The 21,679-nt window shown below is 60.5% G+C and carries 24 protein-coding genes; 11 read left to right on the forward strand and 13 right to left on the reverse strand.

Going from position 1 to position 21,679, the window contains the following annotated elements:
- Positions 1 to 32 precede the first annotated feature (32 nt).
- Entirely contained in the window at positions 33 to 1,247 is a 1,215-nt protein-coding gene (locus tag RE432_RS09945) for an isochorismate synthase (RefSeq protein ID WP_310933268.1), read from the reverse strand.
- A gap of 245 nt (positions 1,248 to 1,492) precedes the next feature.
- On the opposite strand from RE432_RS09945, the gene RE432_RS09950 reads away from it, so the two are divergent.
- Together RE432_RS09950 and RE432_RS09955 are read left to right on the forward strand one after the other, a co-directional pair.
- On the forward strand, positions 1,493 to 1,897 hold the full coding sequence (locus tag RE432_RS09950) for a DUF3597 domain-containing protein (RefSeq protein ID WP_310933269.1): 405 nt from the start codon (positions 1,493 to 1,495) through the stop codon (positions 1,895 to 1,897).
- 87 nt (positions 1,898 to 1,984) lie between these two features.
- Positions 1,985 to 3,325 carry an MFS transporter gene (locus RE432_RS09955; protein WP_310933270.1) on the forward strand — a complete coding sequence of 447 codons (1,341 nt, stop codon included), beginning with the start codon at positions 1,985 to 1,987 and terminating at the stop codon, positions 3,323 to 3,325.
- A 52-nt stretch (positions 3,326 to 3,377) separates the two neighbouring features.
- Here RE432_RS09955 and RE432_RS09960 read toward each other — a convergent pair whose 3' ends face one another.
- From RE432_RS09960 to RE432_RS09985, 6 genes are all read right to left on the reverse strand, one after another.
- A complete protein-coding gene (locus RE432_RS09960; protein WP_310934192.1) occupies positions 3,378 to 3,935 on the reverse strand; it encodes a hypothetical protein in 558 nt (185 codons plus the stop codon).
- A 189-nt stretch (positions 3,936 to 4,124) separates the two neighbouring features.
- Entirely contained in the window at positions 4,125 to 4,652 is a 528-nt protein-coding gene (sodC, locus tag RE432_RS09965) for a superoxide dismutase [Cu-Zn] SodC (protein ID WP_310933271.1), read from the reverse strand.
- Between the two features lie 159 nt (positions 4,653 to 4,811).
- On the reverse strand, positions 4,812 to 5,882 hold the full coding sequence (locus RE432_RS09970; RefSeq protein ID WP_310933272.1) for a PA0069 family radical SAM protein: 1,071 nt from the start codon (positions 5,880 to 5,882) through the stop codon (positions 4,812 to 4,814).
- An 84-nt stretch (positions 5,883 to 5,966) separates the two neighbouring features.
- Positions 5,967 to 7,121: a winged helix DNA-binding domain-containing protein gene (locus RE432_RS09975; protein ID WP_310933273.1), complete on the reverse strand. Its 1,155-nt coding sequence runs from the start codon at positions 7,119 to 7,121 to the stop codon at positions 5,967 to 5,969.
- 54 nt (positions 7,122 to 7,175) lie between these two features.
- Entirely contained in the window at positions 7,176 to 7,583 is a 408-nt protein-coding gene (locus tag RE432_RS09980; protein ID WP_310933274.1) for an SRPBCC family protein, read from the reverse strand.
- 76 nt (positions 7,584 to 7,659) lie between these two features.
- On the reverse strand, positions 7,660 to 8,088 hold the full coding sequence (locus RE432_RS09985; protein WP_310933275.1) for a VOC family protein: 429 nt from the start codon (positions 8,086 to 8,088) through the stop codon (positions 7,660 to 7,662).
- A gap of 102 nt (positions 8,089 to 8,190) precedes the next feature.
- On the opposite strand from RE432_RS09985, the gene RE432_RS09990 reads away from it, so the two are divergent.
- The 4 genes from RE432_RS09990 to RE432_RS10005 all read left to right on the forward strand — a co-directional run bounded on the left by RE432_RS09990 (position 8,191) and on the right by RE432_RS10005 (position 12,064).
- Positions 8,191 to 9,099, forward strand: a complete 909-nt coding sequence (locus tag RE432_RS09990) for a LysR family transcriptional regulator (protein WP_310933276.1) — start codon at positions 8,191 to 8,193, stop codon at positions 9,097 to 9,099.
- Positions 9,100 to 9,296: 197 nt separating this feature from the next.
- Positions 9,297 to 10,280: a tripartite tricarboxylate transporter substrate binding protein gene (locus tag RE432_RS09995; protein ID WP_310933277.1), complete on the forward strand. Its 984-nt coding sequence runs from the start codon at positions 9,297 to 9,299 to the stop codon at positions 10,278 to 10,280.
- 37 nt (positions 10,281 to 10,317) lie between these two features.
- Complete coding sequence (locus RE432_RS10000; RefSeq protein WP_310933278.1) at positions 10,318 to 11,367, forward strand: amidohydrolase family protein; 1,050 nt, start codon at positions 10,318 to 10,320, stop codon at positions 11,365 to 11,367.
- The gene (locus tag RE432_RS10005; protein WP_310933279.1) at positions 11,357 to 12,064 is read left to right on the forward strand and encodes an RraA family protein; all 708 of its coding nucleotides are present in this window, start codon (positions 11,357 to 11,359) and stop codon (positions 12,062 to 12,064) included. The genes RE432_RS10000 and RE432_RS10005 overlap by 11 nt, the downstream gene beginning before the upstream one ends.
- A gap of 22 nt (positions 12,065 to 12,086) precedes the next feature.
- Here the strand turns inward: RE432_RS10005 and queC are convergent, their stop codons facing one another.
- Both queC and RE432_RS10015 read right to left on the reverse strand, forming a co-directional pair.
- Complete coding sequence (gene queC / locus RE432_RS10010) at positions 12,087 to 12,812, reverse strand: 7-cyano-7-deazaguanine synthase QueC (protein ID WP_310933280.1); 726 nt, start codon at positions 12,810 to 12,812, stop codon at positions 12,087 to 12,089.
- Positions 12,809 to 13,477 (reverse strand): 7-cyano-7-deazaguanine/7-aminomethyl-7-deazaguanine transporter, encoded by a 669-nt coding sequence (locus RE432_RS10015; RefSeq protein WP_310933281.1) that lies wholly within the window; start codon positions 13,475 to 13,477, stop codon positions 12,809 to 12,811. The genes queC and RE432_RS10015 overlap by 4 nt, the downstream gene beginning before the upstream one ends.
- A 276-nt stretch (positions 13,478 to 13,753) precedes the next feature.
- Here RE432_RS10015 and RE432_RS10020 point away from each other — a divergent pair, with 276 nt between their 5' ends.
- The 5 genes from RE432_RS10020 (at position 13,754) to RE432_RS10040 (ending at position 18,699) form a co-directional block, all read left to right on the forward strand.
- Positions 13,754 to 14,686, forward strand: coding sequence for an MBL fold metallo-hydrolase (locus RE432_RS10020; RefSeq protein WP_310933282.1), 933 nt, complete (start codon positions 13,754 to 13,756; stop codon positions 14,684 to 14,686).
- 265 nt (positions 14,687 to 14,951) lie between these two features.
- Positions 14,952 to 15,527 carry a hypothetical protein gene (locus RE432_RS10025; RefSeq protein WP_310933283.1) on the forward strand — a complete coding sequence of 192 codons (576 nt, stop codon included), beginning with the start codon at positions 14,952 to 14,954 and terminating at the stop codon, positions 15,525 to 15,527.
- A gap of 177 nt (positions 15,528 to 15,704) precedes the next feature.
- Positions 15,705 to 16,394: a DUF3313 domain-containing protein gene (locus tag RE432_RS10030; RefSeq protein WP_310933284.1), complete on the forward strand. Its 690-nt coding sequence runs from the start codon at positions 15,705 to 15,707 to the stop codon at positions 16,392 to 16,394.
- 112 nt (positions 16,395 to 16,506) lie between these two features.
- A complete protein-coding gene (locus RE432_RS10035) occupies positions 16,507 to 17,901 on the forward strand; it encodes a chloride channel protein (protein ID WP_310933285.1) in 1,395 nt (464 codons plus the stop codon).
- A 114-nt stretch (positions 17,902 to 18,015) separates the two neighbouring features.
- Positions 18,016 to 18,699, forward strand: a complete 684-nt coding sequence (locus RE432_RS10040) for a DNA-3-methyladenine glycosylase I (RefSeq protein ID WP_310933286.1) — start codon at positions 18,016 to 18,018, stop codon at positions 18,697 to 18,699.
- Between the two features lie 88 nt (positions 18,700 to 18,787).
- On the opposite strand, the gene RE432_RS10045 is transcribed toward RE432_RS10040, so the two are convergent.
- The 4 genes from RE432_RS10045 to narI all read right to left on the reverse strand — a co-directional run bounded on the left by RE432_RS10045 (position 18,788) and on the right by narI (position 21,676).
- A complete protein-coding gene (locus tag RE432_RS10045) occupies positions 18,788 to 19,411 on the reverse strand; it encodes a hypothetical protein (protein WP_310933287.1) in 624 nt (207 codons plus the stop codon).
- A gap of 96 nt (positions 19,412 to 19,507) precedes the next feature.
- Positions 19,508 to 20,068: a DUF2478 domain-containing protein gene (locus tag RE432_RS10050; RefSeq protein WP_310933288.1), complete on the reverse strand. Its 561-nt coding sequence runs from the start codon at positions 20,066 to 20,068 to the stop codon at positions 19,508 to 19,510.
- A gap of 37 nt (positions 20,069 to 20,105) precedes the next feature.
- Positions 20,106 to 20,942: a peptidylprolyl isomerase gene (locus RE432_RS10055; RefSeq protein WP_310933289.1), complete on the reverse strand. Its 837-nt coding sequence runs from the start codon at positions 20,940 to 20,942 to the stop codon at positions 20,106 to 20,108.
- The gene (narI, locus tag RE432_RS10060; protein WP_310933290.1) at positions 20,939 to 21,676 is read right to left on the reverse strand and encodes a respiratory nitrate reductase subunit gamma; all 738 of its coding nucleotides are present in this window, start codon (positions 21,674 to 21,676) and stop codon (positions 20,939 to 20,941) included. Before narI ends, RE432_RS10055 begins: the two co-directional genes overlap by 4 nt.
- Positions 21,677 to 21,679: the final 3 nt, after the last annotated feature.

Consider the following 21,679-nt stretch of genomic DNA (forward strand, 5'->3'; position numbering starts at 1 on the left):
CAGGCTAACTTGGTCTGGCATGCCCCGGGGCGTTAGCTGATTGCCCGCATGAAGGTTTCCATTTTGGTGGCCGTTTCCCTAATCTCGCTATCGGGGTCCGAACCGGCCACGGTTCCCGCCCCCGCATAAAGACGCAACTGGCTGTCGCCCGTGTGCAGCGCGCACCTTAAAGCCAGCGCCCATTCCCCGTCGCCATTGGCATGCTGCCAGCCCACCAGTCCTGCAAAGTAGCCGCGATCGAACGGCTCCAGGGTGCGAATGTGGTTGAAGGCGGCGGCGGTCGGGTGCCCGCAGATAGCCGGTGTCGGGTGCAGGGCGCAGGACAGTTCAAGCGCGGTGATCGCAGGGTTGCGCAGCCGGCCTGTAATGTAAGTGGACAAATGCCACAAGGTGTCGGTGCCGATCACCGAAGGGCCGTCCGGCATGTCCAGCTCGTCGCAATAGCTGCGCAAGATACGTTCGATATCGGCGACGACATAACCGTGTTCCCGCAGGTCTTTTTCCGAGCACGCCAGGCCTTCCTTGAGCGCCTGGTCTTTTTCCGGATCGCTGTTCCGGCCGATCGAGCCCGCCAGGGGATTGACGACGATGCGGTCGCCGGTACGGCGCACCAGCAGTTCCGGGCTGGCGCCCACCATCACGCCGGTGGGCGGGGCGTCGGCGCCGTCGCCCCAGATGGGAACGGCAAAGGTATAGCCCTTGGCGTTGCGGCTGAGCAGGTCGGGCAATAGCTGCGCATAGTCCAGCGGCCGGTCCAGCAGGACGTCCATCGCGCGGGAAAGCACGACTTTCTTCAGTTCGCCTTGTGCAAACAGGCCCAGGGCGGCCCGGACCATATCGCCGTATTGCTCGGGGGCGGGGACGGGTTCGCGCTTGACGACACGGGGCCGCGCCTTGTTGGCCGGCGTAGCGCCTGTTGCCTTGGACGGGATGCCTGCGCTATCCCAGTGCACCGGTATGGCCATGCTGGCCTGCTTGGTCATATCGAACGGCACCAGGCCGAACAGCATGGGCTCGCTGATGCCGCGCTGCGCGGCCTGGTCGAACAGCGACTGTACGATGGCGCTGTCTGCCGGCTGGTAAGCCGACAGGACGCCGTCCTTGCTCCAGCCGCGGTACTGCGTGGTGGGCGAGGCAAAGAAAAAGTCGCCTGCCTCGAAGCCATCCAGCAGCCACGCATCGCCTGAAGAAGCAGGGTGCTCCTGATTGTGTTTATGCCCAGCCGAAGCCCCAGATTCCATCGTCATGCTCTTGCATCCATCAAACATCTCATCTTGCGCAAGTTAGCAGAAATGGGCAGGCGGTTCAATGCGAGGGCCAATGTGATTGCGGCCAGTCAGAATGACGGAATTCATGGCTGGGCCAGCAAGCGTGCGCGTCAAAATACAGGTAGCTGTAAAGAATGGTAAAGCCTTGTGTTCGTTCATCATGATTGGCCAGGCAGCGACGTATACTGCAAAGTCCTAACACCAACCAGCAGGGAGAAACAGCGATGGGATTCTTCAACAAGATTCTGGAAAAGCTAGGTATCGGCAGCGCGGCCGCGGGAACGCCAGACGCAACGCCAACGCAAGTGGATGCCGCGGCTGCCGCAGAGGCCCCGCCAAGCGCCCCGGCGGCGTCGGCCAGTGTGCCGGTCACCGATGTGATGGCGCAATTAGAGCAAAAAGCAGCGTCCAACCCTGAAAAACTCAACTGGCGCACCTCGATTGTCGATTTACTGAAGCTGCTGGACCTGGATAGCAGCCTGACTGCCCGCAAGGAGCTGGCGGCCGAACTGGGTTGCCCGGCTGACCTGATGGGGGATTCGGCCCAGATGAATATGTGGCTGCACAAAGCCGTTTTGGCGCGTATTGCGCAAAACGGCGGCAATATTCCTCAGGATCTGCTGCGCTAAAGACCCAGGGGGGAACACCATGGGCATTTTCCCCAGGCGCTTCTTCCTGTATTGCCCGCCGTATCGCCTTGTGTACACGAGGTAAGCATGGCTGAAGGCGCCCGCCAGCATCCGCTATTGCGTCGCATCGCTGCGCTGTTCAACGTGCGCCGCGAAGAGATCGTCCCGGTATTGCTGGCGGGCTTATTCTTTTTTTGCATCCTGACCGCGCTGATGGTGCTGCGTCCGGCTCGCGATGCGTTGGGCATGCAGCGCGGCATCGAGGCGGTGCGCTGGTTGTTCATCGGCACCGCCCTGGTCACGTTGCTCGCCAACCCCGTCTTCGGCTGGCTGGTGAGCCGCTTTCGGCGGCTTCAGTTCATCGCCGCCACCTACATTTTCTTCGCACTGAGCCTGGTGGGCTTCTATCTGCTGCTGGCGCTGGCGCCCGAAGCGGCCGGGGTCATCAGCGGCCAGGTGTTCTACGTCTGGTTCAGTGTCTTCAATCTATTCGTCACCATGCTGTTCTGGGCGCTGATGGCGGACCGGTTTTCCCTGGAACAGAGCAAGCGATTCTTTGCGCTGATCGCGGTGGGCGGCACCCTGGGCGCCATTTTCGGCCCGTGGCTGGCGTCGGCGCTGGCGCAGCCCCTGGGCTCGCCCGCGCTGCTGCTGGTCTCGGCGGGGTTTCTGGTCCTGGCGCTGCTTGCGGCGTGGGCGGTGGGCCGCACCCAGCATCGCCATCATGATGCGGAGGCCGGCGCCGGCCCGCAGGCGCCGCCGGTTTCCGCGCCGGAAGAACGTGCCGTCATCGGCGGCAGCGCATGGGAGGGGCTGAAGGCGGTATTTCGCTCGCGCTATCTGCTGGGTATCGCCGCTTATGTGATCCTCATGACCATCATGGCCACGCTGCTGTATTTCACCCGGCTGCAGATGGTGGCTGCACTGGGCGATGACGTCGACCTGCGCACTGCCATCTTCGCGCGCATCGACTTGATCACCCAGCTGGCCACGCTGGTGTTGCAGGCGATTATTGCCGGCCATCTGATGAAGCGGTTCGGTGTGCACCTGACCTTGATGCTTTTGCCATTGACCGTGGTGCTGGGTTTCATCGGCCTGGCCATGGCCGGCACGCTGGCGGCGCTGATTGTGTTCGAATCCGCATTCCGCGCCCTGCAGCGCGCGCTGACCCGGCCGGCCCGCGAGACGCTGTATACCGTGGTGAGCCGCGAAGACAAGTACAAGTCAAAAGCATTCATCGATACTTTCGTCTACCGTGGCGGCGACGTGGCGGGCGCTCAGCTTGAAGGCCTGTTGGGAAGACTGGGCATGGGCCTGGCGGGCCTGGCCAGTGCGGCGATTCCGCTCGCATTGGCCTGGGCTGTGCTGGGCCTGTGGCTGGGCCGCACGCAACAGCGTCTTGCCGCAGACCGGCAGCCGCCTGCCTGATCGCCTTGCCTGGCCAAGGTTGTTGCGGCCGGGGCGACGAATCCGCCGTGCTTTAGAGCCTGTCCTGGCAGCTTCGGTATTGGGCGCCGAAGCGTTCCGCGCGTTCCTGTACTTTGGCGGCCACGCGTTTCAACCAGGGTTTGCGGTCATAGCTGCGGTTGCGGTAGCCGGTCCAGCCTTCGTGATAATTCAGATACTGCCCGTATGCATCCCACTTGGACGTGCCATTCAAGCGCTGGGCCTTGTTCATGTACCAGCCCATGAAGTCCAGCGCATCGCTGAAGTTGTCGCGGCTGGCGAACCAGCCGCCCGCTTCGCGTTTGTAATCAGCCCAGGTTTCGTCTTTGGCCTGTGCATAGCCATAGGCCGAGCTGACGCGGCCCCAGGGGATGAATCCCAAGATGTACCGGCGCGGCGGCAAGGCATCGTGCCGGAAACTTGATTCCTGGTAAACGACGGCCAGTGTCACCTGCGGCGGCACGCCCCATTTGTTCTGGGTCTTCACGGCGGCTTTGTGCCAGCCCGATTTCTCGCGGAAGATGGCGCAGATGTTTTCAGGATTGTCCGGAGGCACGGTAGCGCAGCCCGCAAGCAGCACAAGGGCGGCCATCGCCGCAATACGCCCCGGCCGGGCAAGGCGCCGAATTAAGGTGGGTCTCATCTAGAATCTGCAACATGTAAGCGTCCAAGCTTGAATATTACCTTTTGTATTGCTTGCGCCGGTAGTATCGAGCCGCAGGTATATCAGGATAAGACTTGTATTGCGGTGATGCGCCGCTTCGTGGAAGGGATAGCCGGGCTATTTAATGACGCCGCAGGCCATGCGGGCTCCGCCGCCGCCCAGGGGTTCGGGATGGTCGGAATAGGTGTCGCCCCCTTTGTGGACCATCAAGGAACGCTCTTTTACGTCCGCCAAAGAGGTCAGGCGCGGCGCCAGTACGGGCGTGTCCGCTGTTCCGTCGTCGTGGACGTACAAGGCGGGAAGGTCCCCCAGGTGGCCGTTGCCCCATGGCAAGCCGTGCTTGCCGGTCTTCTTGGGGTCAAGATGCCCGCCTGCGGCTTGGGCGGGCGTTGTCTTGCCATCTTTCTCGGCGGCATCGCAACTGGGGTTCTCGTGGACGTGAAAGCCATGAACGCCGGCGGACAAACCGGATAATTTGGGCGTGAACACCAGGCCGTATGGCGATTCTGAAATGATGACGGTCCCGATCGCTTTGCCCGCGCCTTTTTCACCGGCCTCGTGCATATCCACCGTCATATCGGCATAGACAAGGCCTGCCGTGCAGCACAAGGCGCCGGCTGCGATACGTGCGAGTACTTTCTTCATCGTGTTTCTCCAGGGTAGGGCCGAGGCGCCGAGCCACGTGCCACAGTTGAACGACTCATCAGGCTTGAAGCGCCTTGGCAGCAATCCCTGTACCTGCGTGGCTGCAAGGCCCTATGCCAGGCGGCGACGCAGGGCTGCCGCCATGCGCGGAGCCTGTCGCTAGAACAGGGTCAGTTGGGGCGAGTCTGCGCGCGGCCGGGAAAAAAGAGCGGTGCTCAAGGGATGCCGGGTCTGGTTCAAGCCTGCTTTGGCACACGCCCGTTTGAATCTCTGCTCGATCAGGTCGGCAAAAACGCCGCTTCCTTTCATTCTGGTCTTGAAATCGGCGTCGTATAGCTTGCCGCTGCGCATTTGCCTGACCAGATTCATGACGTGCGCTTCCTTCAAGGGGTAGTGCGCCAGCAGCCATTCGCGAAACAGGTCGGCAATTTCCAAGGGCAGCCGCAGCAGGACATATGCGGCGTTCTTGGCGCCGGCGTCTTTCGCATTGAAAAGAATTTTTTCCATGTCGTGGTCGGTCAGCGCGGGTATGACGGGCGCTACGATCACGCCTGTCGGAATGCCGGCTGCGCTCATCCTGCGGATAGCGTCCAGGCGCGCTCCGGGCGTGCTGGCGCGCGGTTCCAGTGTTCTTGCGATGGTCCTGTCCAGCGAGCCTACCGACATGAATACGCGTACCAGGTTCTTGCTGGCCATCCGCGCAAGCACGTCGATGTCGCGGGTCACGGATGCGGATTTGGTGGTAATGGCGACGGGGTGGTTGAACGCTTCCATGACCGCTAGGATCGAAGCCGTGATCCCTAAGCGCCGTTCTATCGGTTGATAGGGGTCGGTGTTTGCACCCAGGGCAATAAGCCTGGGCACGTACGATGGCTTTGATAATTCCTGGCGCAATACATCGGCCGCGTTGCCCTTGGCGTAGAGCTTGGTTTCGAAATCCAGGCCGGGGGAATGGTTCAAATAGGCGTGAGTGGGCCGGGCGTAGCAGTAGATGCAGCCGTGCTCGCAGCCTCGGTACGGATTGATGGACTGGTCGAACGGAATATCGGGCGAATCATTGCGGGAAATGATGGATTTGGCTGATTCCAGCGTGACGGTTGTCGCCGGCTTGGGGAGGCCGTCCTCGTCGGTTTTTGCCCATTCATCGTCAAACGATACGCGCTGGAACTGCTCGAAGCGGGATGTCTTGTTCGAGACGCTGCCCCTGCCCTTGATTGGAGTTGCCTGCATAGCGGTGTTTTGGATTTATACTGTATAAACATACAGTATATGACGATGCGCTCGGCCACGCGGGTTCAAAAATGTAAAAACTATTCACGACGCGAACTGGAACTGTTCGAACTGATGAAGCTTTTCTTCGATCCGCTGTTTATGCAAAGACGGCTTGCCTTTGCCGACCCAGCTCCATTGCTGCAGCAACAGCGCGCGTTGCGAACGATCGGCCTTCAAGTCGATAACCGCCACGATGTCGCCATCGACCAGCACCGGCAGCCCCAGGTAGCCATACACGCGTTTTGCTTTGGGTATATAGGCTTCAAACAAGTGCTCGTAGCCGAAGAATAGTTTTAATCTTTTGCGTTGAATGATCAGCGGGTCGAAGGGGGACAGAATATGGGTGCCTGGCGTCGCTTCAGGGATGCCGGCCACGGTGTGCGGGCATGCCCAGTGTTCCTGCTTGCCCGCGCCCTCGATCGCGACGGGCACAAGACGCTTTTGCCGCAGCCGGGTTTCGATCAACTGGCGTATAAGGGGTTTGCGCTTGGGATTCAGATGGCAGATGGAGTCCAGGCTGACCAGGCCCTGCGAGCGCAGCGATCTATCAAGCAGATAGTTGATGGCCTGGTTCTCGGAAGCTTTCCTTGGCCGGCTATCCCATTGAAAGTGCCGGTCCGTAAGCTCGTATGTCTTGAGCATGCCCGAGCGTTCGCTGACCGTCAGTTTTCCGGTGTAGAAAGCCAGTTGTAGCGCCCGCTTCGAAGGTTTTCGGCTTGCCCAGGCATGGTCTTTTTCAACCAGCACGTCATCGTCAATATCGCGAATCGACAAGGGGCCATGGTCGCGAATGCGCGTCATGACTTTGCGAAGATCGCTGTTCGTCACGGCGTTGAACCAGCTTGCCGGCGACTTGCGATGGCGCTCCATGTCGGCAATGAAGAACTTCAGATCGCTGGTCGGAACGTAGGACAAGGCGTGAGTCCAGTACTCGAAAATGGTCTTGTCTATGGTTTGCGCCTGATGCAGATGACTGCGCCGGTAGCCTGGAATCCGCGTCCAGAGAATATGGTGATGACAGCGCTCGATGACGTTGATGGTGTCAATTTGCACGTAGCCAAGATGCGAGATGGCTTTGGGCGTTGCCTGGGCGCCGTTTCCGAACGGCGCCGCTGTGTCGAGCCGCTGAGCAGCCAGCCAGATATGCCGGGCCTGCAGCGGTGTCAGCGGAACGGGGGTAATGGAATGTTCGGCCATGCGGGTTTCTCCTTGGGCACGCGCTGGCGGTGCCGGCAGGAGGCGTTGGCGAAACTACCGATTCGACTCGACATGGCGCGTGAAGCGGTTCAGAATGGCCTGCCACCCCTCGCGCTGTTCGTCGACGGAGTGTGTTGATTCGCTATCGAACGTCACGCGTACGTTGACGCCTTTCGGGCCTTCGGCGAACTCGACCCGTCCTGAGCGATCGCCGAAGGAAAATTCGATCAGTTCATGCTCCACGATATTCGTATAAGTGCCGGTGAAATCAAAACCCATGCTGCCGTCCTTGGCCTCCATCCGGGATGAAAATTCGCCGCCGGCGCGCAAGTCGACCGCGGCCGCGGTGGTGTGCCAGTCGTCGGAGGCCGCATTCCACTGCTTGATATCGTCGGGTGTCGTGTAGGCGCGCCAGACGTCCTTTATCGGTGCAGCCACGGTGGTTTCAACGGTGATTTGCATGGTGTGCCTCCTAGGAATGGCGGGTAACGGTGAAAAGCCCCGCATGCGGGTGCAGCATAAGAAGGGGTGGCCGCGGTCAGAAGGTGATTTTCACCGACGGCGCGCTGCGCTGGGCTTCGCCGTGGAATACGGCTTCGATGTTGTTGCCATCAGGGTCCAGGACGAAGGCGGCGTAATAACCTGGGTGATACTCGCGATATCCCGGCGCGCCGTTGTCTTGGCCTCCTGCGGCCAGCGCGGCCTGGTGGAATGCGTCCACCATGGCCTTGTCCCGGGCCTGGAAAGCCAGGTGATGGCGGCCGGTCAATGTACCGCTCGCGGCTTGGCTGTCGGCGGTCGAGACGAAGAGTTCGTCGGCCCAGAAATAGCCGTCGCCGGCGCCGCCCATCGGTATCTTCAGCACGTCGAAAACGGCCTTGTAGAAGGCCTCGCTTGCCGCGAGGTCCTGGACGATGAGTTGCAGATGGTCGATCAGCCGACCGCGATGTATTTCTTGTGCTTCCATAGTGTGCTCCCGCATGATGGGCATCAGGATTTATCATAATACTGCATGCAGTATTTCCCTAAGAAGGTAGCGCCGCTCCACGCGCAAAAAAAAAGGTGTTGAATGGACTTGCGGCAGCTCGAATGTTTTATTTATGTTGCGGGATTGGGCAGCTTCACGCAGGCGGCCATGGTGCTGGGCGTCGGGCAGCCTGCGCTCAGCCGGCAAGTACGCCGTCTTGAGGTAGAGCTCAGGCAGACACTGTTCTATCGTAATGGACGCGGTGTCAGCCTGACCGAAGCGGGCAAGCGCCTGTTGGCGCATGGGCGCACGATTCAGATGCAGTTCGAGCACGCACGCCATGACGTCGAGGATTCGCGCGGCAGCCCTTTGGGGCGTGTGACGATAGGCTTTCCTTATGCGGTGGGGCGGGCACTGAGCTGCCCGTTTGTTAAAACGTTCCGGAGCCGGTATCCGAAGGCGAACTTGTGCATCACCGAAGGGCTGACCATTCATTTGTACGAATGGCTGCTTTCGGGGCGTGTTGATATTGCCCTGCTGCATGACCCGGTGCCGTCGCCCAGTCTGGATATCCGGCCGCTACGCGAAGATGATCTGCTGGTGCTGGGCTACAGGAAACGCACGCAGGCGGCGATGGGGCCATCCATACCGATGCGGAACATTGCGGAGCTGCCCCTGATCATGCCTTCCCGGCCCCATTCGCTGCGCATGATGGTCGAAACGCGGCTGGCCAATATGGGGCTCAAGCCGACGATTGCGCTCGAAGTTGACTCGGTGGCTTCCATCGTGAAGCTCGTTTCGGAAGGCGAGGGATACGCCATTGCCACGCAGCATGCGATTGCCGCCAGCGACGCCCAGGACCATCTGCAGAGCCGCCGCATCATCGCTCCGCGCATGAGCAGCGTCTTGGCGCTGGCCACTTCCGCCGAACGCCCCTTGACCACATTGGTGCTGCGAACCAGCGACTTGCTGCAGGAGATCCTGCTGGGCTTGCCGCCGGACGGCAATTGATCTGTAGGCCTGCCATCAGCCTGGTCGGCAGGAAACGCAGACCTGGATATGTCTTTCAGGAATATCAGCTAGGCAGAATGCCTCTATCACATGGGTGCGGCTACGACTAGTATCTGGCTGTTGCCGTCGGCGTCAGGCTGCCGCAACCGTGGCGGGCCGTATCGTCACTACCCATAAAAAGTGAAGGAGACATTTCAATGAAGACAGTTTTCAATCGCATGCTAGGGGTGCTTGCCATCGGCGCCATGGCGGCTCTTGGACTTGCCGCTGCGCCAGCCAGTGCGGCCTTTCCAGAAAAACCCATGACGCTGGTGGTGCCGTTTCCGCCCGGAGGGGCGGTGGATACCCTGGGGCGTATTTTTGCCGACAGCATCAGCGCCCAGACAGGCAAGCCCGTCATTGTGGAAAATCGTGCCGGCGCCAATGGCAACATCGGTACCGAAGCGGTTGTCAACGCGGCGCCCGACGGCTATACCTTGTTGATCGGCGCCAATGGCCTGGCAACCAACCCTGCGGTCTATCCCAAGCGCTCGTTCAATGAAGTCAACGATCTGGCCCCTGTGGCCTACGTGGGATATGCGCCATTGATTCTTGTGGTGGCTTACGACTCGCCTTTCAAGACGTTCGACGATCTGGTCAAGGCGGCCAAGGCCGATCCGCATGCCGTGTCGTTTGCGACCTCCGGCAGCGGCAGTGCTCCCCACCTGGCTTCTGAACTGCTTAAAATCACCACCCAGGCCGAGATGCTGCATGTGCCCTACAAAGGGGGGTCTCCCGCCAAGCTCGATCTGGTGACGGGCCGGGTTTCGTTTATGTTCCTGAACCCCTTGGAAGCGGTTCCCCAGGTCCAGGCCAAGAAGCTGCGGGCGCTCATGGTTGACAGCGATGAGCGCATTGCTCAGTTGCCTGAGGTTCCGACAGCCAGGGAACTGGGCTATCCCGATCTGGAGGCCAAGGTATGGTGGGGGTTTGCGGTCCCAAAAGACACACCTGCGGAAACCGTCGCAACGCTCAATCTTTATATCAACAAAGCCTTGCAGGACAAGCAGGTTCAGCACAAGCTTGAACAAATGGCGATCACTATCGGGGGCGGTACCGTGGCGGAGTTTGACAAGTACTTTCACGATCAGGTCGAAAAATGGGCCGGCGTCGTGAAAGCAGCGGGCCTGAGTACGCATTGATGCGGTGCCGGGTGACGAAACGAGAGAGCGGAAAAATATGATTATTGATTGTCATGGGCACTATACGACAGCGCCCAAGGCGCTGGGGGATTTTCGCGCCTGGCAGGAGAAAAAGCTGAAAGATCCCCAAGGAAAATGGCCAGATCCCGGTGTCGTCATCAGCGACGACGAGATCCGCGAGTCCCTGGAAGACAATCAGTTGCGCATTCAGCGGGAGCGTGGGGTCGACCTGACCCTGTTCTCTCCGCGCGCAGGCGGTATGGCACATCATGTGGGCGACGTGGGCACCAGCGAAGCGTGGACTCGCCATTGCAACGACCTTATATACCGGGCGGTTGCACTGTATCCCGATCAACTCGTCGGGGTATGCCAGCTGCCTCAGTCGCCCGGCGTGAGCCCGGCCCATTGCATACCGGAATTGCTGCGCTGCGTGGAAGAGCTGGGGTTTGTGGGCTGCAATATCAACCCCGACCCCACCGATGGCTACTGGACCGATCCCCCTTTGACGCATCGCCATTGGTATCCGCTGTTCGAGAAAATGGTTGAGCTGGATGTGCCCGCAATGGTGCACACGAGCTGCTCGTGTAACCCTAACTTCCATTTCACGGGCGCGCACTATCTGAATGGCGATACGACAGCCTTCATGCAGTTTGTCGAGTCTGATTTGTTTCGCGACTTCCCTACGCTCAAGTTCATTATCCCGCATGGAGGAGGGGCGGTGCCTTATCATTGGGGGCGTTATCGGGGGCTCGCCCAGAACATGGGCCGCCCGCCTTTGGAAACGCTGATGCGGAATGTGTACTTCGACACTTGCGTGTATCACCAGCCAGGCATTGAACTGTTGCTCAGGGTTGTTCCGCCGGAAAACATATTGTTCGCCTCTGAAATCATAGGCGCCGTCAAAGGTGTGGACCCCAAGACGGGATTTAATTACGATGACACCAAGCGTTATATCGACGCCGTGGACTGGCTGCCACCAGCCGCGCGAAAGCAGGTGATGGGCGGCAACGCGCTGCGCGTCTTCAGCCGTCTCAGAGCACAGTTGCAGGCACAGGGCCGCATACAAAAGGAAAGCAATGATCAATAGCCATTACCAGCGTGTCGACGAAGCCACGCTGGCCGCCTGCGCGGGCTTGCCCGCATCCATTCTGGCCGATGTCTGCGGCCGGCGCGGTGCGCTCGATGGGCAGATCGGCGCCATCCATACAGGCAAGCGTTTATGCGGCACGGCGTTTACCGTCGATGTGCGGCCCGGAGACAACCTGATGATTCACGCCGCGCTGATGCTTGCCGGCCCTGGCGATGTCTTGGTCATCGACGGCAAGGCCAGCACCACGTGCGCGCTCATGGGTGAGTTGATGTGCGCCCATGCGCAGCAGGCCGGGCTTGCCGGCATTGTGATCGACGGTGCCGTGCGGGACGTTGACGCCTTGCGCCAGGGCGCCTTGCCCGTCTATGCGCGTGCCGCCAACCCCAACGGCCCGACGCGTATCCACGGCGGCCGTATCGGCTATCCCGTGTCCGTGGGCGGCGTTTGCGTCGAGCCCGGCGACCTGGTTGTCGGCGACGATGACGGCGTTGTGGTGGTGTCGAAACATGAAGCCCCTGCCGTGCTCGACGCCGCGCGCCGCAAGGTCGAAGCCGAAGCGCAGCGCATGCGCGACATTCAGGCTGGCCGATTGCTTTACGGCTGGCTAGAGGGGGCGCTCAAGACGGCAGGCGAACTGCCGGAAGAACGGAGCCTGGAAGCATTGATGAAGGAGTTCAGGTCCGCGCAAGGGTGATCAGGCTGGCCTTGCTTGCGCGCTAAGCATGGTGTTGCCGCGCCATCCATTGCCGGTGGCCCTGGGCGCGCAGCGTGCAGGCTGGGCATTGGCCGCAGCCATAGCCCCAGGCGTGCAGAGTATCGCGCTGATTTAGGTAGCAGGTGTGGGTCTGGGTGCGGACCAGCTCCGCCAGCGCATCGCCACCCAGTTGCCTGGCCAGCTCCCAGGTATCGGCCTTGTCCAGCCACATCAATGGGGTTTCCAGCGTCAGGGGGCGGTCCACGCCCAGGCTCAGCGCTACCTGCAAGGCCTTCAGGGTATTGTCGCGGCAGTCCGGATAGCCGGAGTAGTCCGTTTGCGACATACCGCCCACCAGCACGTCCAGCCCGCGGCGGTAGGCCAGCGCGGCGGCCAAGGTAAAGAACAGCAGATTGCGGCCCGGCACGAAGGTATTGGGCAGACCGTCGGCCTGCATGGCAATGGCCACCTCGTCGGTCATAGCCGAGGCGCCCAATTGCCCCAGCACATCCACATTCAGCAGGTGATCGTCGCCCAGGCGCGGCGCCCAGGCGGCTTGCTGCGCGATCATGCTACGGCGCAGCGTGGCGCGGCAGTCCAGCTCCGCCCGGTGGCGCTGTCCATAGTCGAAACCCATGGTCTCGACATGGCCAAAATGAGCCAGCGCCCAGGCCAGGCAGGTGGTGGAATCCTGGCCGCCGGAGAACAGGACCAGGGCGCGGCGATGGGGCTGCCAGGGCGTGGTCATGCCTGGGCCAAGACCGCATCGCGCCGCTTCATGATCCGGACGATGGCGTTCAGCGCAACACCGTACATGGGGACGAACAGCAGCAGGCTGACGGCCAGTTTGATGACGTAGTCCACGACGGCGATTTCACCCCAATGTTCGGCCATGAAGGGGTTGCTGCTGCGCCAGAAGGCAACACTGAAGAAGGCGGCCGTGTCGAGCGCCTGCCCGAACACGGAAGAGGCTGCCGGCGCAACCCACCACTGTATATAACTGCGGCGCATGCGGTCGAATACCTGGACGTCCAGCAATTGGCCCAGGACGTAGGCGGCGAAGCTGGCGAAGGCGATGCGGAATACAAAGCTGTTGAATTCGCCCAGTGCGCTCACGCCATTGAAGCGGCCTTCATGGAAGAGCACCGACACGATATAGGAGGCAATCAGCGCCGGTATCATGGCGCGCGCGATCACACTGCGCGCCTCGGTCTTGCCGATCAGGCGCACGGTCAGGTCGGTGGCCAGGAAGATAAAGGGAAAGCTGAAGGCGCCCCAGGTGCTGTGAAAGCCGAACAGGTCGATGGGCAGCTGCACCAGGTAGTTGCTGGAAATGATGATCAGGATGTGGAACGCTACCAGCAGGGCGAGGTAGGACGATACCCGCGATTGCGGGACGGAAGCCGAGGTCATGATGAGCCTTTTTGATGGATGGGGTTAGGGAACCCATGAAGGAAATGCGAGCGCGTATTGTACGCAGAGACCGCCAGGGCGATCAAGGGCATGGTCCATGGAAGCACTTGCCGCGCTTATCCGGGGGAGCGGTCCCAGGGGGGGGCGCCTCTTCATGTTCCTGTTTGCTGCGTATCAGGCAACATGGTGAGCCCCTTTACAGGCCTACCGCCTTGCGCCTCGGCTCCCTACGATGACGACATGCGGCCTTTTGCCGTTTTCTTAGGAGACTCTATTATGCTTGCCCTGGACAACACCTTATACCCCGCTCCCGCCCCCGTTAGCGTGGCGCCCGCTGAACTGGTTCCATCGCGTTATGCGCTGAAGGTCGGCGACATCGACGTGCTGGTGGTCAGCGATGGCGTGCTGCCGCTCCCCACTAAAATGTTGGCGCACAATGCCGAACAGACCGCCAGGACGGCCTGGCTGGACGGCATGTTCCTGCCCCAGGACGCTTTCGACTGGGCGCTGAACGTGCTTGTGGCGCGCAGCGGCGACCGCAACATACTGATCGACGCCGGGCTGGGGCTGGACCCCGACCTGCAACTGCCGCGGGCCGGGCAACTGATCAGGCGGCTGGAGGCGGCCGGCATCGACCTGGCGTCCATCACCGACGTGGTGTTGACCCACATGCACATGGACCACATTGGCGGGCTCCTCGTCGACGGGGTGAAGGACAGGCTGCGCCCAGACTTGCGCATCCATGTGGCCGCCGCCGAAGTCAAATTCTGGGCCTCGCCGGATTTCACCCGCACCGCCATGCCGCCGGGATTCCCCGACGCGCTCCGGGCGACCGCCCATCATTTCATGCAAGAATACGGCAGCTATCTGCAAACGTTCGAGGCAGAGCACGAGGTGGCGCCGGGGGTGCTGGTCCGGCGCACTGGCGGCCACACCCCCGGGCATAGCGTGGTCCGCCTGGCGTCCGGCGGCGAAGGGCTGACGTTCGCGGGCGACGCCGTGTTCGCGGTCGGCTTCGACCACCCCGACTGGCACAACGGTTTCGAACACGACCCCGAGGAATCGGCGCGCGTGCGGATCGGCCTTTTGCGAGAGCTGGCGGCGACCGGCGAACTGCTAGTGGCCACCCATCTGCCGTTTCCGTCCGTCGGCCGGGTGGCGGTCGACGGCGACGCCTTTCGCTGGGTACCGGTGTTCTGGGACTACTGATCGCTCGCCTTGCAAATGCTGGGTTACCCATCGCTCACACACGGACCATAGCCATTACATTACCAAATGGTAATGATCTCTTTGTGCCCGATGGGTGTGTCGGGGGGCATAATAAGACGGCTGCCGCATGTATTTACTACTGACGGAACATGCATATAGACACCGTAGCCCATAGCGTTGCGTTCCCAGCAACTCCTTGATATGGAAGGGCGGCTCAAGCCCGTTGGGTCAGGAAGTTGCTGAGTCACCATTCCGTGGAGAAGTTATGGTTATGTCCACGCCAAATCACGATGCTGTTAAGAAGAACTACGTCACCATCAATAAAGATGGCGTGGTCAAAGTCTTTTCGCAAGGGCCGGCCCAGTCGCACAGATTCAAGCGGGAGGTCAACGCGCTTAAACGCTTGACAGGCATCGAAGGCATCCCGGCTCTCTTGTCCTATTCTCCAACGCACAGGCGCATCGTCATAGCGCGTATTCCAGGAGCCCCTTTGTCTGTGACCGACAACGTGCCTGACAAAGCATTTATCCAGTTGCGCACGATCGTGGAAGACATGCTGGATTGTGGCGTAGCACGCCACTCCCTGCCCGCGCGTGATGTGATCGTCGCCCAGGGTGGCGCGGTCGGATTAGTCGATTTTGAGCGTTGCTCTTTGCGGCATTGTCGATTCGGCCCGCTCTGGTGGATCGCCCGTAAAGTAGCGCGTTTTAATCTGCTGCGTTTGATCGACAGCTATGCCCCGCACCTTCTGACTCAGGCAGAGCACAGAACGCTGCGCGGACAATATCACTTGCAAAGCCTCTTTCATTGTGTCAAATATCGGCATCGCCGCGCTTCATAAGCGCAGCGCCGTGCAAGTTTCACATACTGCGCTTTGACTGACAGGCCGCGCGGCCGGAGGCGCACAAGCGGGTACACTGGTCTGCGCTGTCGGCCTTGTTCAGGGGGGGGGCGACAGCGCTGGGCGTCTGGCTTCCCCTGTTTTGCACAAAATATACAAGAACCATAGGAGCAAGCAATGCGCAACAAAAAACAAGCGCGAAATATTTTTCTGTCCCTCTTTGCCGCGGCCCTTGTCGCTGGCTGCGCGACATCATCCGTCCCGAAACAATCTGGTTTTTTACCTGATTACTCGCGCCTGCACCAAGAGTCCACCCCTGCTGGGGGAGACCGGCTGGTCTATGTGAACCCGGAGTTTACCCCCGCCCGCTATAACGCAATCAAGTTTGACCCTGTCGTGTATTACCCCGAGCCCCAGGCCACCGCCGACATGTCCATGGACACCTTAACGCAGATCCGTCAAGAAATGGATCGGTCGCTGCGCAAGAAACTGGGGGAAAAGGTCAAGATGGTCGACCACGCAGGGCCGGGCGTGGCCCATGTACGCATCGCCATCACAGCGATCGGCGCCGAAACCCGGGCATTGAAAGCCTATCAGTTCATACCCGTTGCCCTGGCGGTGACAGGGGCCAAGGCCGTGGCGCAAGGCGGTTTGCCGCGTGATGCCACCATTGCGATCGAGTCGCATGTCACTGACAGCGTTTCAGGCGAGCCATTGTACGCCGCCGTGCGCGGCGGGACGGGAGAACGCCTGGTCGACGCAGCGCAAGGGCGGGGCGGTGTTCAACTGTCTAGTCTGCAGCCCCTGATCGACAAGTGGACCACAGCCGCTGCCAACACCGTCCAGAAGTACGTCAAAGGAAAATAAGCCGGTGTGTTTGACTTGTTCGGTTTGCCGCTGTTTTATCCGTAAGCCAGCGAGTATGTGCGGATGACAAGTCAAATCCCCCTAACGCTGCCACCCGCGCTGGAAAACGTAAATGTCGTCGCCCCGCTTTAATTTCAATTATGTCGAGCCCATCGTAATGTTGGCAACGATCATGCAGTGGTTGGTTCTCGCAACGGTTGTGGGAGCGGTGGTGGGAAGCGGGACGAGCCTTTTCCTTCATGGCTTGATTTTCTTTACCGGTAAGACTGCATCCATACCATTGTGGTTTCAGATGGTGCTGTTGCCGGTGGGCGGGCTTTTAAATGGCCTGCTTTTGCATTATGGCTACAAGCTGAATAAAACAGGGCTCAAGGATTCGGTCATCGAGGCGGTGCACAAGCAATCGGGGCGCATGCCTTTCAAGACAGTGGCGATCAAACCGGTGGCCGCCATTATCACCTTGGCCTCGGGCGGCTCGGCGGGCAGGGAGGGGCCTTGTTCGCATCTGGGCGCTTCGCTGGCCTCGGGCATCGGCTGGATTTTCCGGCTGAACAGCGAGTTGCAGACCCGCCTTGTGGCTTGTGGCGTCAGCGCCGGTTTCGCCAGTGTGTTCGGCACGCCGCTGGCGGGTGCGATTTACGGCGTGGAGGTGCTCATCATCGGGCGCATTCGCCATGATTTTCTATTTCCGGCCATTGTCTCCGGTTTTGTCTCGTTCGAGATCAGCAAGTGGTGGGGCGTGCCGTACACATTCTATAGCGTGTTCCCGCTTCCCGGGTTTTCAGAGATTCTGTTTCTCAAAACCATCGCCATTGGAGTGATATGCGGGGTCGTCGCCTGGATTTTTGTCGACATGATCGGCTTGGCGCGCGCTGCTTTTTCGCGTATTGGAAGCCGGTTTGATTTATGGCCCCCATTGTTGCCGATGATGGGCGGCTGTGTGCTGGCCGCGCTGATTCTCGTCATTCCCACCGATTACCTGGGCTTGAGCCTGCCGCTGGTAAGCCAAGCCCTGAATGGGGAAACCATGCCCTATTTGGGGTTTTTATGGAAAACGCTTTTGGTGGCAATTACCTTGGGGTCGGGATTTTATGGCGGTGTCGCGACCCCGCAACTGGTCATTGGTGCGATTGCGGGCAACGCTTTCGCTCCCTTGGTGGGAATCAGCCCCTCGTTAGGAGCGGCAGTGGGCCTGGTGGCCGTGGTGGCGGCCGCATCGAACACGCCTATTGCCGCGATCCTGATGAGCGTTGAATTGTTTGGCGGAAATCTGGGTGCAGTGTATGTGGCCGGGCCGTGCATCGCGGCTTATCTGATCATCGGCCATCGAAGCATTTATCCAGACCAGCTCGTCGCGTATTCTAAGACTTCTTGGCTGCGCTTAAAACCCGAGATGCCTTTGGGAGAGGAGAAGGTGTATTTGTCTTATGGTTTACTGAGGTGGTGGAGCAGGTTTCGATTGCGGCAAAGCATGCGCCACTGGTGGCGGCTGCCAAGAAAGCGCTGACCTTCTGGCCAGGGGGGCTGCCTGGCTATCTTGCGGGGTTTGTCGCGCTATGTGGCGCGTGATGAGGAAATTCAGTCCATTCCGCCAATGGCTGGACACTGAAATGAGGCAAGTATGATCCTTAGCTACCGCTGGCTTTACGACACAGTACGAGAGCGCTTTGAATCGGACGAGGCCATGGATGCCTTTCTGCCCACAGCGCATACTCCCCAGGCGTTGAAGCAGAAGGGCGATGATCGCTACCTTTCCGCCATGAGCCAGCGGGTATTTCAGGCCGGCATGCAGCACGCGATGGTCGATGCCAAATGGCCCGCCTTCGAAGCAGCGTTCTGGGGCTTTGTACCCGAGAAAATGGTGATGCTCAGCCCCGAGCAAATCGACGGCTACATGAAGAACGACAGTCTCATCCGCCATCGCGTCAAACTGCAAACCATTCCCAAAAACGCACAATTCATTTTGGATATCCGCCAGGAGCAGGGCGGCAGTTTCGGCGAGTTCATTGCCAACTGGCCGGTTGCCGACATCATCGGCTTGTGGCGTTTATTAGGAAAACGTGGCGCTCGCCTGGGCGGCCGCTCGGCCGCCGGATTCTTGCGCCTGGTCGGGAAAGATACTTTTTTACTGACCAGCGATGTGGTTGCGCGCCTGATGGCGGCAGGCATTATTGGCCACCAACCCACCAGTCAGCGCGACCTGCAAATCGTCCAGGACGCTTTCAATGCATTGCAGCAAAGTTCAGGAAGGCCTTTGTGCCAGCTATCGGCCATGCTGTCGTTGAGTATTAATCCGAGGTTTTGACCTGTTTCTTTACTGCTGCTTTGCATCCCTTCTTTCGTCAGAATCTATCTGAAGACTATCGAATCCTTGCGGTCTGTCTTGCAATCGCCTAAGGAGCAGAACTCCTGGCTTCCTGCTGCCACCGCAGATAGGCGGAACGGGTCGCGGCGGATACTGATTCCAGCACTTTCTGGTGCTTGACCTGGTGCCTTAGCGCCAGCCGCGCATCGGCCACAGATCGGGATTTGCAAAACCAATGGCAGCTGTGCTGAAACAGATACAGCTCTGCCGAGAGGTGATAGGCGCGAGTTTTCATATCCCAGCCGGCTTCGTTGTCCACCACATGGCCCAGGCCGGCCGCATGAATGTGCAGCAGCTTGCGAAAATCCCGTGTCACCGACGGCAGAAAAAGCTCGGCATAAGGCAGGCAGAATGGCAGCGTGCCCATACTGGCGGCCTGCTCGCTTTCCTTCTGCATGGAGTCGGCCAGCGACCGTATCTGCGTCGCCACCGTGCGTTCAGTCTGGGCGAAGGTTTCCAGCACCTGGATCTGGCGTGTCTCAGCTTCTTCATGGATGGCGCGGGTGTAGCCCTGCGTCAGTGTTTCCATATGGCGTTCAAGCTGAAAATTGGCCAAATGGCGCCCCAGCAAAGCAATACGCGCGCGCTGGTAACGCAGGCACACCACTCTCCACGCCACAGCGATCATCAACAGCGTTAATGCAATGTTCATCCTTTGCAGTCCTTCATATCCAAGGAAATAGCCACGCGCAAAACAAAAAGGCTCAAACCGAAGTCTGGCCTTTTCAGGAATGTCGACGGCCTCATTCTAATCTCTTGGCGCGGTCTTGCCTTGGGTATCGGTGCCGCATGCCTTGCTGCGGATAGTCCTGGATAATGCGGCCAGGCACCAGCCGGTTGCTTGCCCGGCGTCGGGGGCGACTTCCGTGGCCGCCCCGCCCGCGAACTCAAGAAAAGCCGGCAGGTTCAGCCCGTTAACGCCGACCAGGACCGGCAGGCCGCGCTCCAGCGCATCGGCGATGACGCCCGTCAACCCCTTGCCTTCGGCTTCCCGCTTGCCGAATTTGTTCACGACCAGAAGCTCGGCCCGTTCCAGGGCGCCCGACACCCACAGGGCCGATTGTTCGAGCGCGCCGGCATCCAGCCGGCACCCGCGCGCCTGGGCGCCGCGGTCGATGCTGATGCGCAGCACGGGCCCGTCGGGCAGCAAGCGCAGATCCATGTCGCACGCCGGACGGTCATGGCGGTGAATATTGGTCTGGACCGTTCCCGCCAAGGCGACGCCGTGCGCTTCAAGCTGCTCTACGATTTCAGCTAGCAAAAGATCGATCCGGCCTCGGCCGCGCAAGCTGACGTATCCCAGCTTCATTGGGGGACTCCTAGTTCGGGCAAGCCGGGCGAGCGGCTCATGCCGGCTCTTGCGCGTTCAGCCAGGAAGTTTGCCTTAAGTCGATGCCAGTCACTTGGGCCCGCCCCGTCAGCGCCTGGACATAGGCGCGGCTGGCGTGCACCCAGTCGGTTTTCTCTTGGGCCGCGCGCAGTTGTGGCAGCACGGAGGCGAAGGGCAGTGTATCGCCCCGTACCCGGGCATCCAGGCGGATCAGGTGGACGCCGTAGCGGGTTTCCACCGGATTTTCGGAAATGCTGCCTTCATCCATGGTGGCAAGAGCCGCCTCGAATTCCGGTACGGTATCTCCGGAGGCCAGTTGGCCCAGCAAGCCACCGTTGGTCCGAGACGGACAGGCGCTGTGTTCCGCGGCCAATACGCTGAAGCGCCCGGGATTGCGCCGCAGTTCGGCCAGCACGGCATGGGCCCGTTCAAGCGCCGCCGCGCGGGCCTGGGCGTCATCGGCGGCAGCCGGGAACAGGATATGCGCCGCTTCAAACAATGATGGGCCGCGAAAGCGGTCTGGCGCGGCGTCGTAGACAGCCCGCAATCGCGCTTCGTCGACCACGGCCGGAGCAATGGCCTCTTCCAGAAGTTGGCGGATCAGTGCTTCATCTTCTGTTTCCCATTTGTCGGCTTCCAGCTCGATGGCTGCGGGCGCTATGCCGCGGGCCCTGGCCTCTTGCAACAGGATTTCGCGCAGCACTAGCGCGCCGGCCGCCGCGCGCCAGGCCCAGCCGGGCTTGCCGCGCGGCATGGGATGATTCTGGGCCTCGGCGGCGATGGCCTCGGCGGTGATGGTCACGCCATTTACAGTGACGTCGGCTTGCGGGCGAGTGTGATGGATGACTTTCATTCGCCTGGCTCCATGCGGGACCGCGGCAGCGGTGCCAGCCCGGCCGCAGCGGGTTTTGCGCCGCGACGCGTGCGCACGATCTGGTAGCCTGGCCGCCACAGATAGCGTACCGGCGCGGAAAATATATGGACGAGCCGGGTGAAGGGGAAAAGCAGGAAAATGGTCAGGCCGATAAAGATGTGCGCCTTGAACAGCCAGTGCGCATCCACCATGTATTGGGCGGCGCCCGAACGCAGGTAGATAATGCCCTGCGCCCAGCTCATCAGCTTGACCATCTCCTCGCCGTCGAGATGGCCGAGCGACACGATGATGGTCGCAAGCCCAAGGACCAGTTGCGCCATCAGCAGCGCCAGGATGCCGGTGTCGGCAAAGGTGGAGTGGGCGCGGACGCGGGGGTCGAACAGCCGTCTGTGCAGCAGCAGCCCGCCGCCCGCCAGCGCCATGACACCCGCCACGCCGCCGACCGCAATGGCCAGGATCTGCTTGGCCTCGTGGCTGATTCCCAGCATGCTGAATAACTGGATGGGGGTCAGCAGGCCGACCAGATGCCCGAAAAAGATGATCAGTACGCCGACATGGAACAGGACCGAGCCAATGATGAATTGCCGTTTGCGCAGCAACTGGCTGGATTTGGATTTCCATGTGAAGGGATCGCGGTCGTAGCGGATGACGCTGGCCACCACCATGATGGTGATGGCGATATAGGGATAAATCCCGAAGATGAAGTGGTTCATGTC

The sequence above is a fragment of the Pusillimonas sp. SM2304 genome (genome assembly GCF_031628915.1).
Taxonomy (GTDB): Bacteria; Pseudomonadota; Gammaproteobacteria; order Burkholderiales; family Burkholderiaceae_B; genus Pusillimonas_C.

What these genes read in the sequence shown, in the direction of transcription:
- RE432_RS09945 (WP_310933268.1), bottom strand. Translation starts at nt 1,247, where the DNA reads ATGACGATGGAATCTGGGGCTTCGGCTGGGCATAAACACAATCAGGAG.
- RE432_RS09950 (WP_310933269.1), top strand. Translation starts at nt 1,493, where the DNA reads ATGGGATTCTTCAACAAGATTCTGGAAAAGCTAGGTATCGGCAGCGCG.
- RE432_RS09955 (WP_310933270.1), top strand. Translation starts at nt 1,985, where the DNA reads ATGGCTGAAGGCGCCCGCCAGCATCCGCTATTGCGTCGCATCGCTGCG.
- RE432_RS09960 (WP_310934192.1), bottom strand. Translation starts at nt 3,935, where the DNA reads ATGGCCGCCCTTGTGCTGCTTGCGGGCTGCGCTACCGTGCCTCCGGAC.
- sodC (WP_310933271.1), bottom strand. Translation starts at nt 4,652, where the DNA reads ATGAAGAAAGTACTCGCACGTATCGCAGCCGGCGCCTTGTGCTGCACG.
- RE432_RS09970 (WP_310933272.1), bottom strand. Translation starts at nt 5,882, where the DNA reads ATGCAGGCAACTCCAATCAAGGGCAGGGGCAGCGTCTCGAACAAGACA.
- RE432_RS09975 (WP_310933273.1), bottom strand. Translation starts at nt 7,121, where the DNA reads ATGGCCGAACATTCCATTACCCCCGTTCCGCTGACACCGCTGCAGGCC.
- RE432_RS09980 (WP_310933274.1), bottom strand. Translation starts at nt 7,583, where the DNA reads ATGCAAATCACCGTTGAAACCACCGTGGCTGCACCGATAAAGGACGTC.
- RE432_RS09985 (WP_310933275.1), bottom strand. Translation starts at nt 8,088, where the DNA reads ATGGAAGCACAAGAAATACATCGCGGTCGGCTGATCGACCATCTGCAA.
- RE432_RS09990 (WP_310933276.1), top strand. Translation starts at nt 8,191, where the DNA reads ATGGACTTGCGGCAGCTCGAATGTTTTATTTATGTTGCGGGATTGGGC.
- RE432_RS09995 (WP_310933277.1), top strand. Translation starts at nt 9,297, where the DNA reads ATGAAGACAGTTTTCAATCGCATGCTAGGGGTGCTTGCCATCGGCGCC.
- RE432_RS10000 (WP_310933278.1), top strand. Translation starts at nt 10,318, where the DNA reads ATGATTATTGATTGTCATGGGCACTATACGACAGCGCCCAAGGCGCTG.
- RE432_RS10005 (WP_310933279.1), top strand. Translation starts at nt 11,357, where the DNA reads ATGATCAATAGCCATTACCAGCGTGTCGACGAAGCCACGCTGGCCGCC.
- queC (WP_310933280.1), bottom strand. Translation starts at nt 12,812, where the DNA reads ATGACCACGCCCTGGCAGCCCCATCGCCGCGCCCTGGTCCTGTTCTCC.
- RE432_RS10015 (WP_310933281.1), bottom strand. Translation starts at nt 13,477, where the DNA reads ATGACCTCGGCTTCCGTCCCGCAATCGCGGGTATCGTCCTACCTCGCC.
- RE432_RS10020 (WP_310933282.1), top strand. Translation starts at nt 13,754, where the DNA reads ATGCTTGCCCTGGACAACACCTTATACCCCGCTCCCGCCCCCGTTAGC.
- RE432_RS10025 (WP_310933283.1), top strand. Translation starts at nt 14,952, where the DNA reads ATGGTTATGTCCACGCCAAATCACGATGCTGTTAAGAAGAACTACGTC.
- RE432_RS10030 (WP_310933284.1), top strand. Translation starts at nt 15,705, where the DNA reads ATGCGCAACAAAAAACAAGCGCGAAATATTTTTCTGTCCCTCTTTGCC.
- RE432_RS10035 (WP_310933285.1), top strand. Translation starts at nt 16,507, where the DNA reads ATGTCGTCGCCCCGCTTTAATTTCAATTATGTCGAGCCCATCGTAATG.
- RE432_RS10040 (WP_310933286.1), top strand. Translation starts at nt 18,016, where the DNA reads ATGATCCTTAGCTACCGCTGGCTTTACGACACAGTACGAGAGCGCTTT.
- RE432_RS10045 (WP_310933287.1), bottom strand. Translation starts at nt 19,411, where the DNA reads ATGAACATTGCATTAACGCTGTTGATGATCGCTGTGGCGTGGAGAGTG.
- RE432_RS10050 (WP_310933288.1), bottom strand. Translation starts at nt 20,068, where the DNA reads ATGAAGCTGGGATACGTCAGCTTGCGCGGCCGAGGCCGGATCGATCTT.
- RE432_RS10055 (WP_310933289.1), bottom strand. Translation starts at nt 20,942, where the DNA reads ATGAAAGTCATCCATCACACTCGCCCGCAAGCCGACGTCACTGTAAAT.
- narI (WP_310933290.1), bottom strand. Translation starts at nt 21,676, where the DNA reads ATGAACCACTTCATCTTCGGGATTTATCCCTATATCGCCATCACCATC.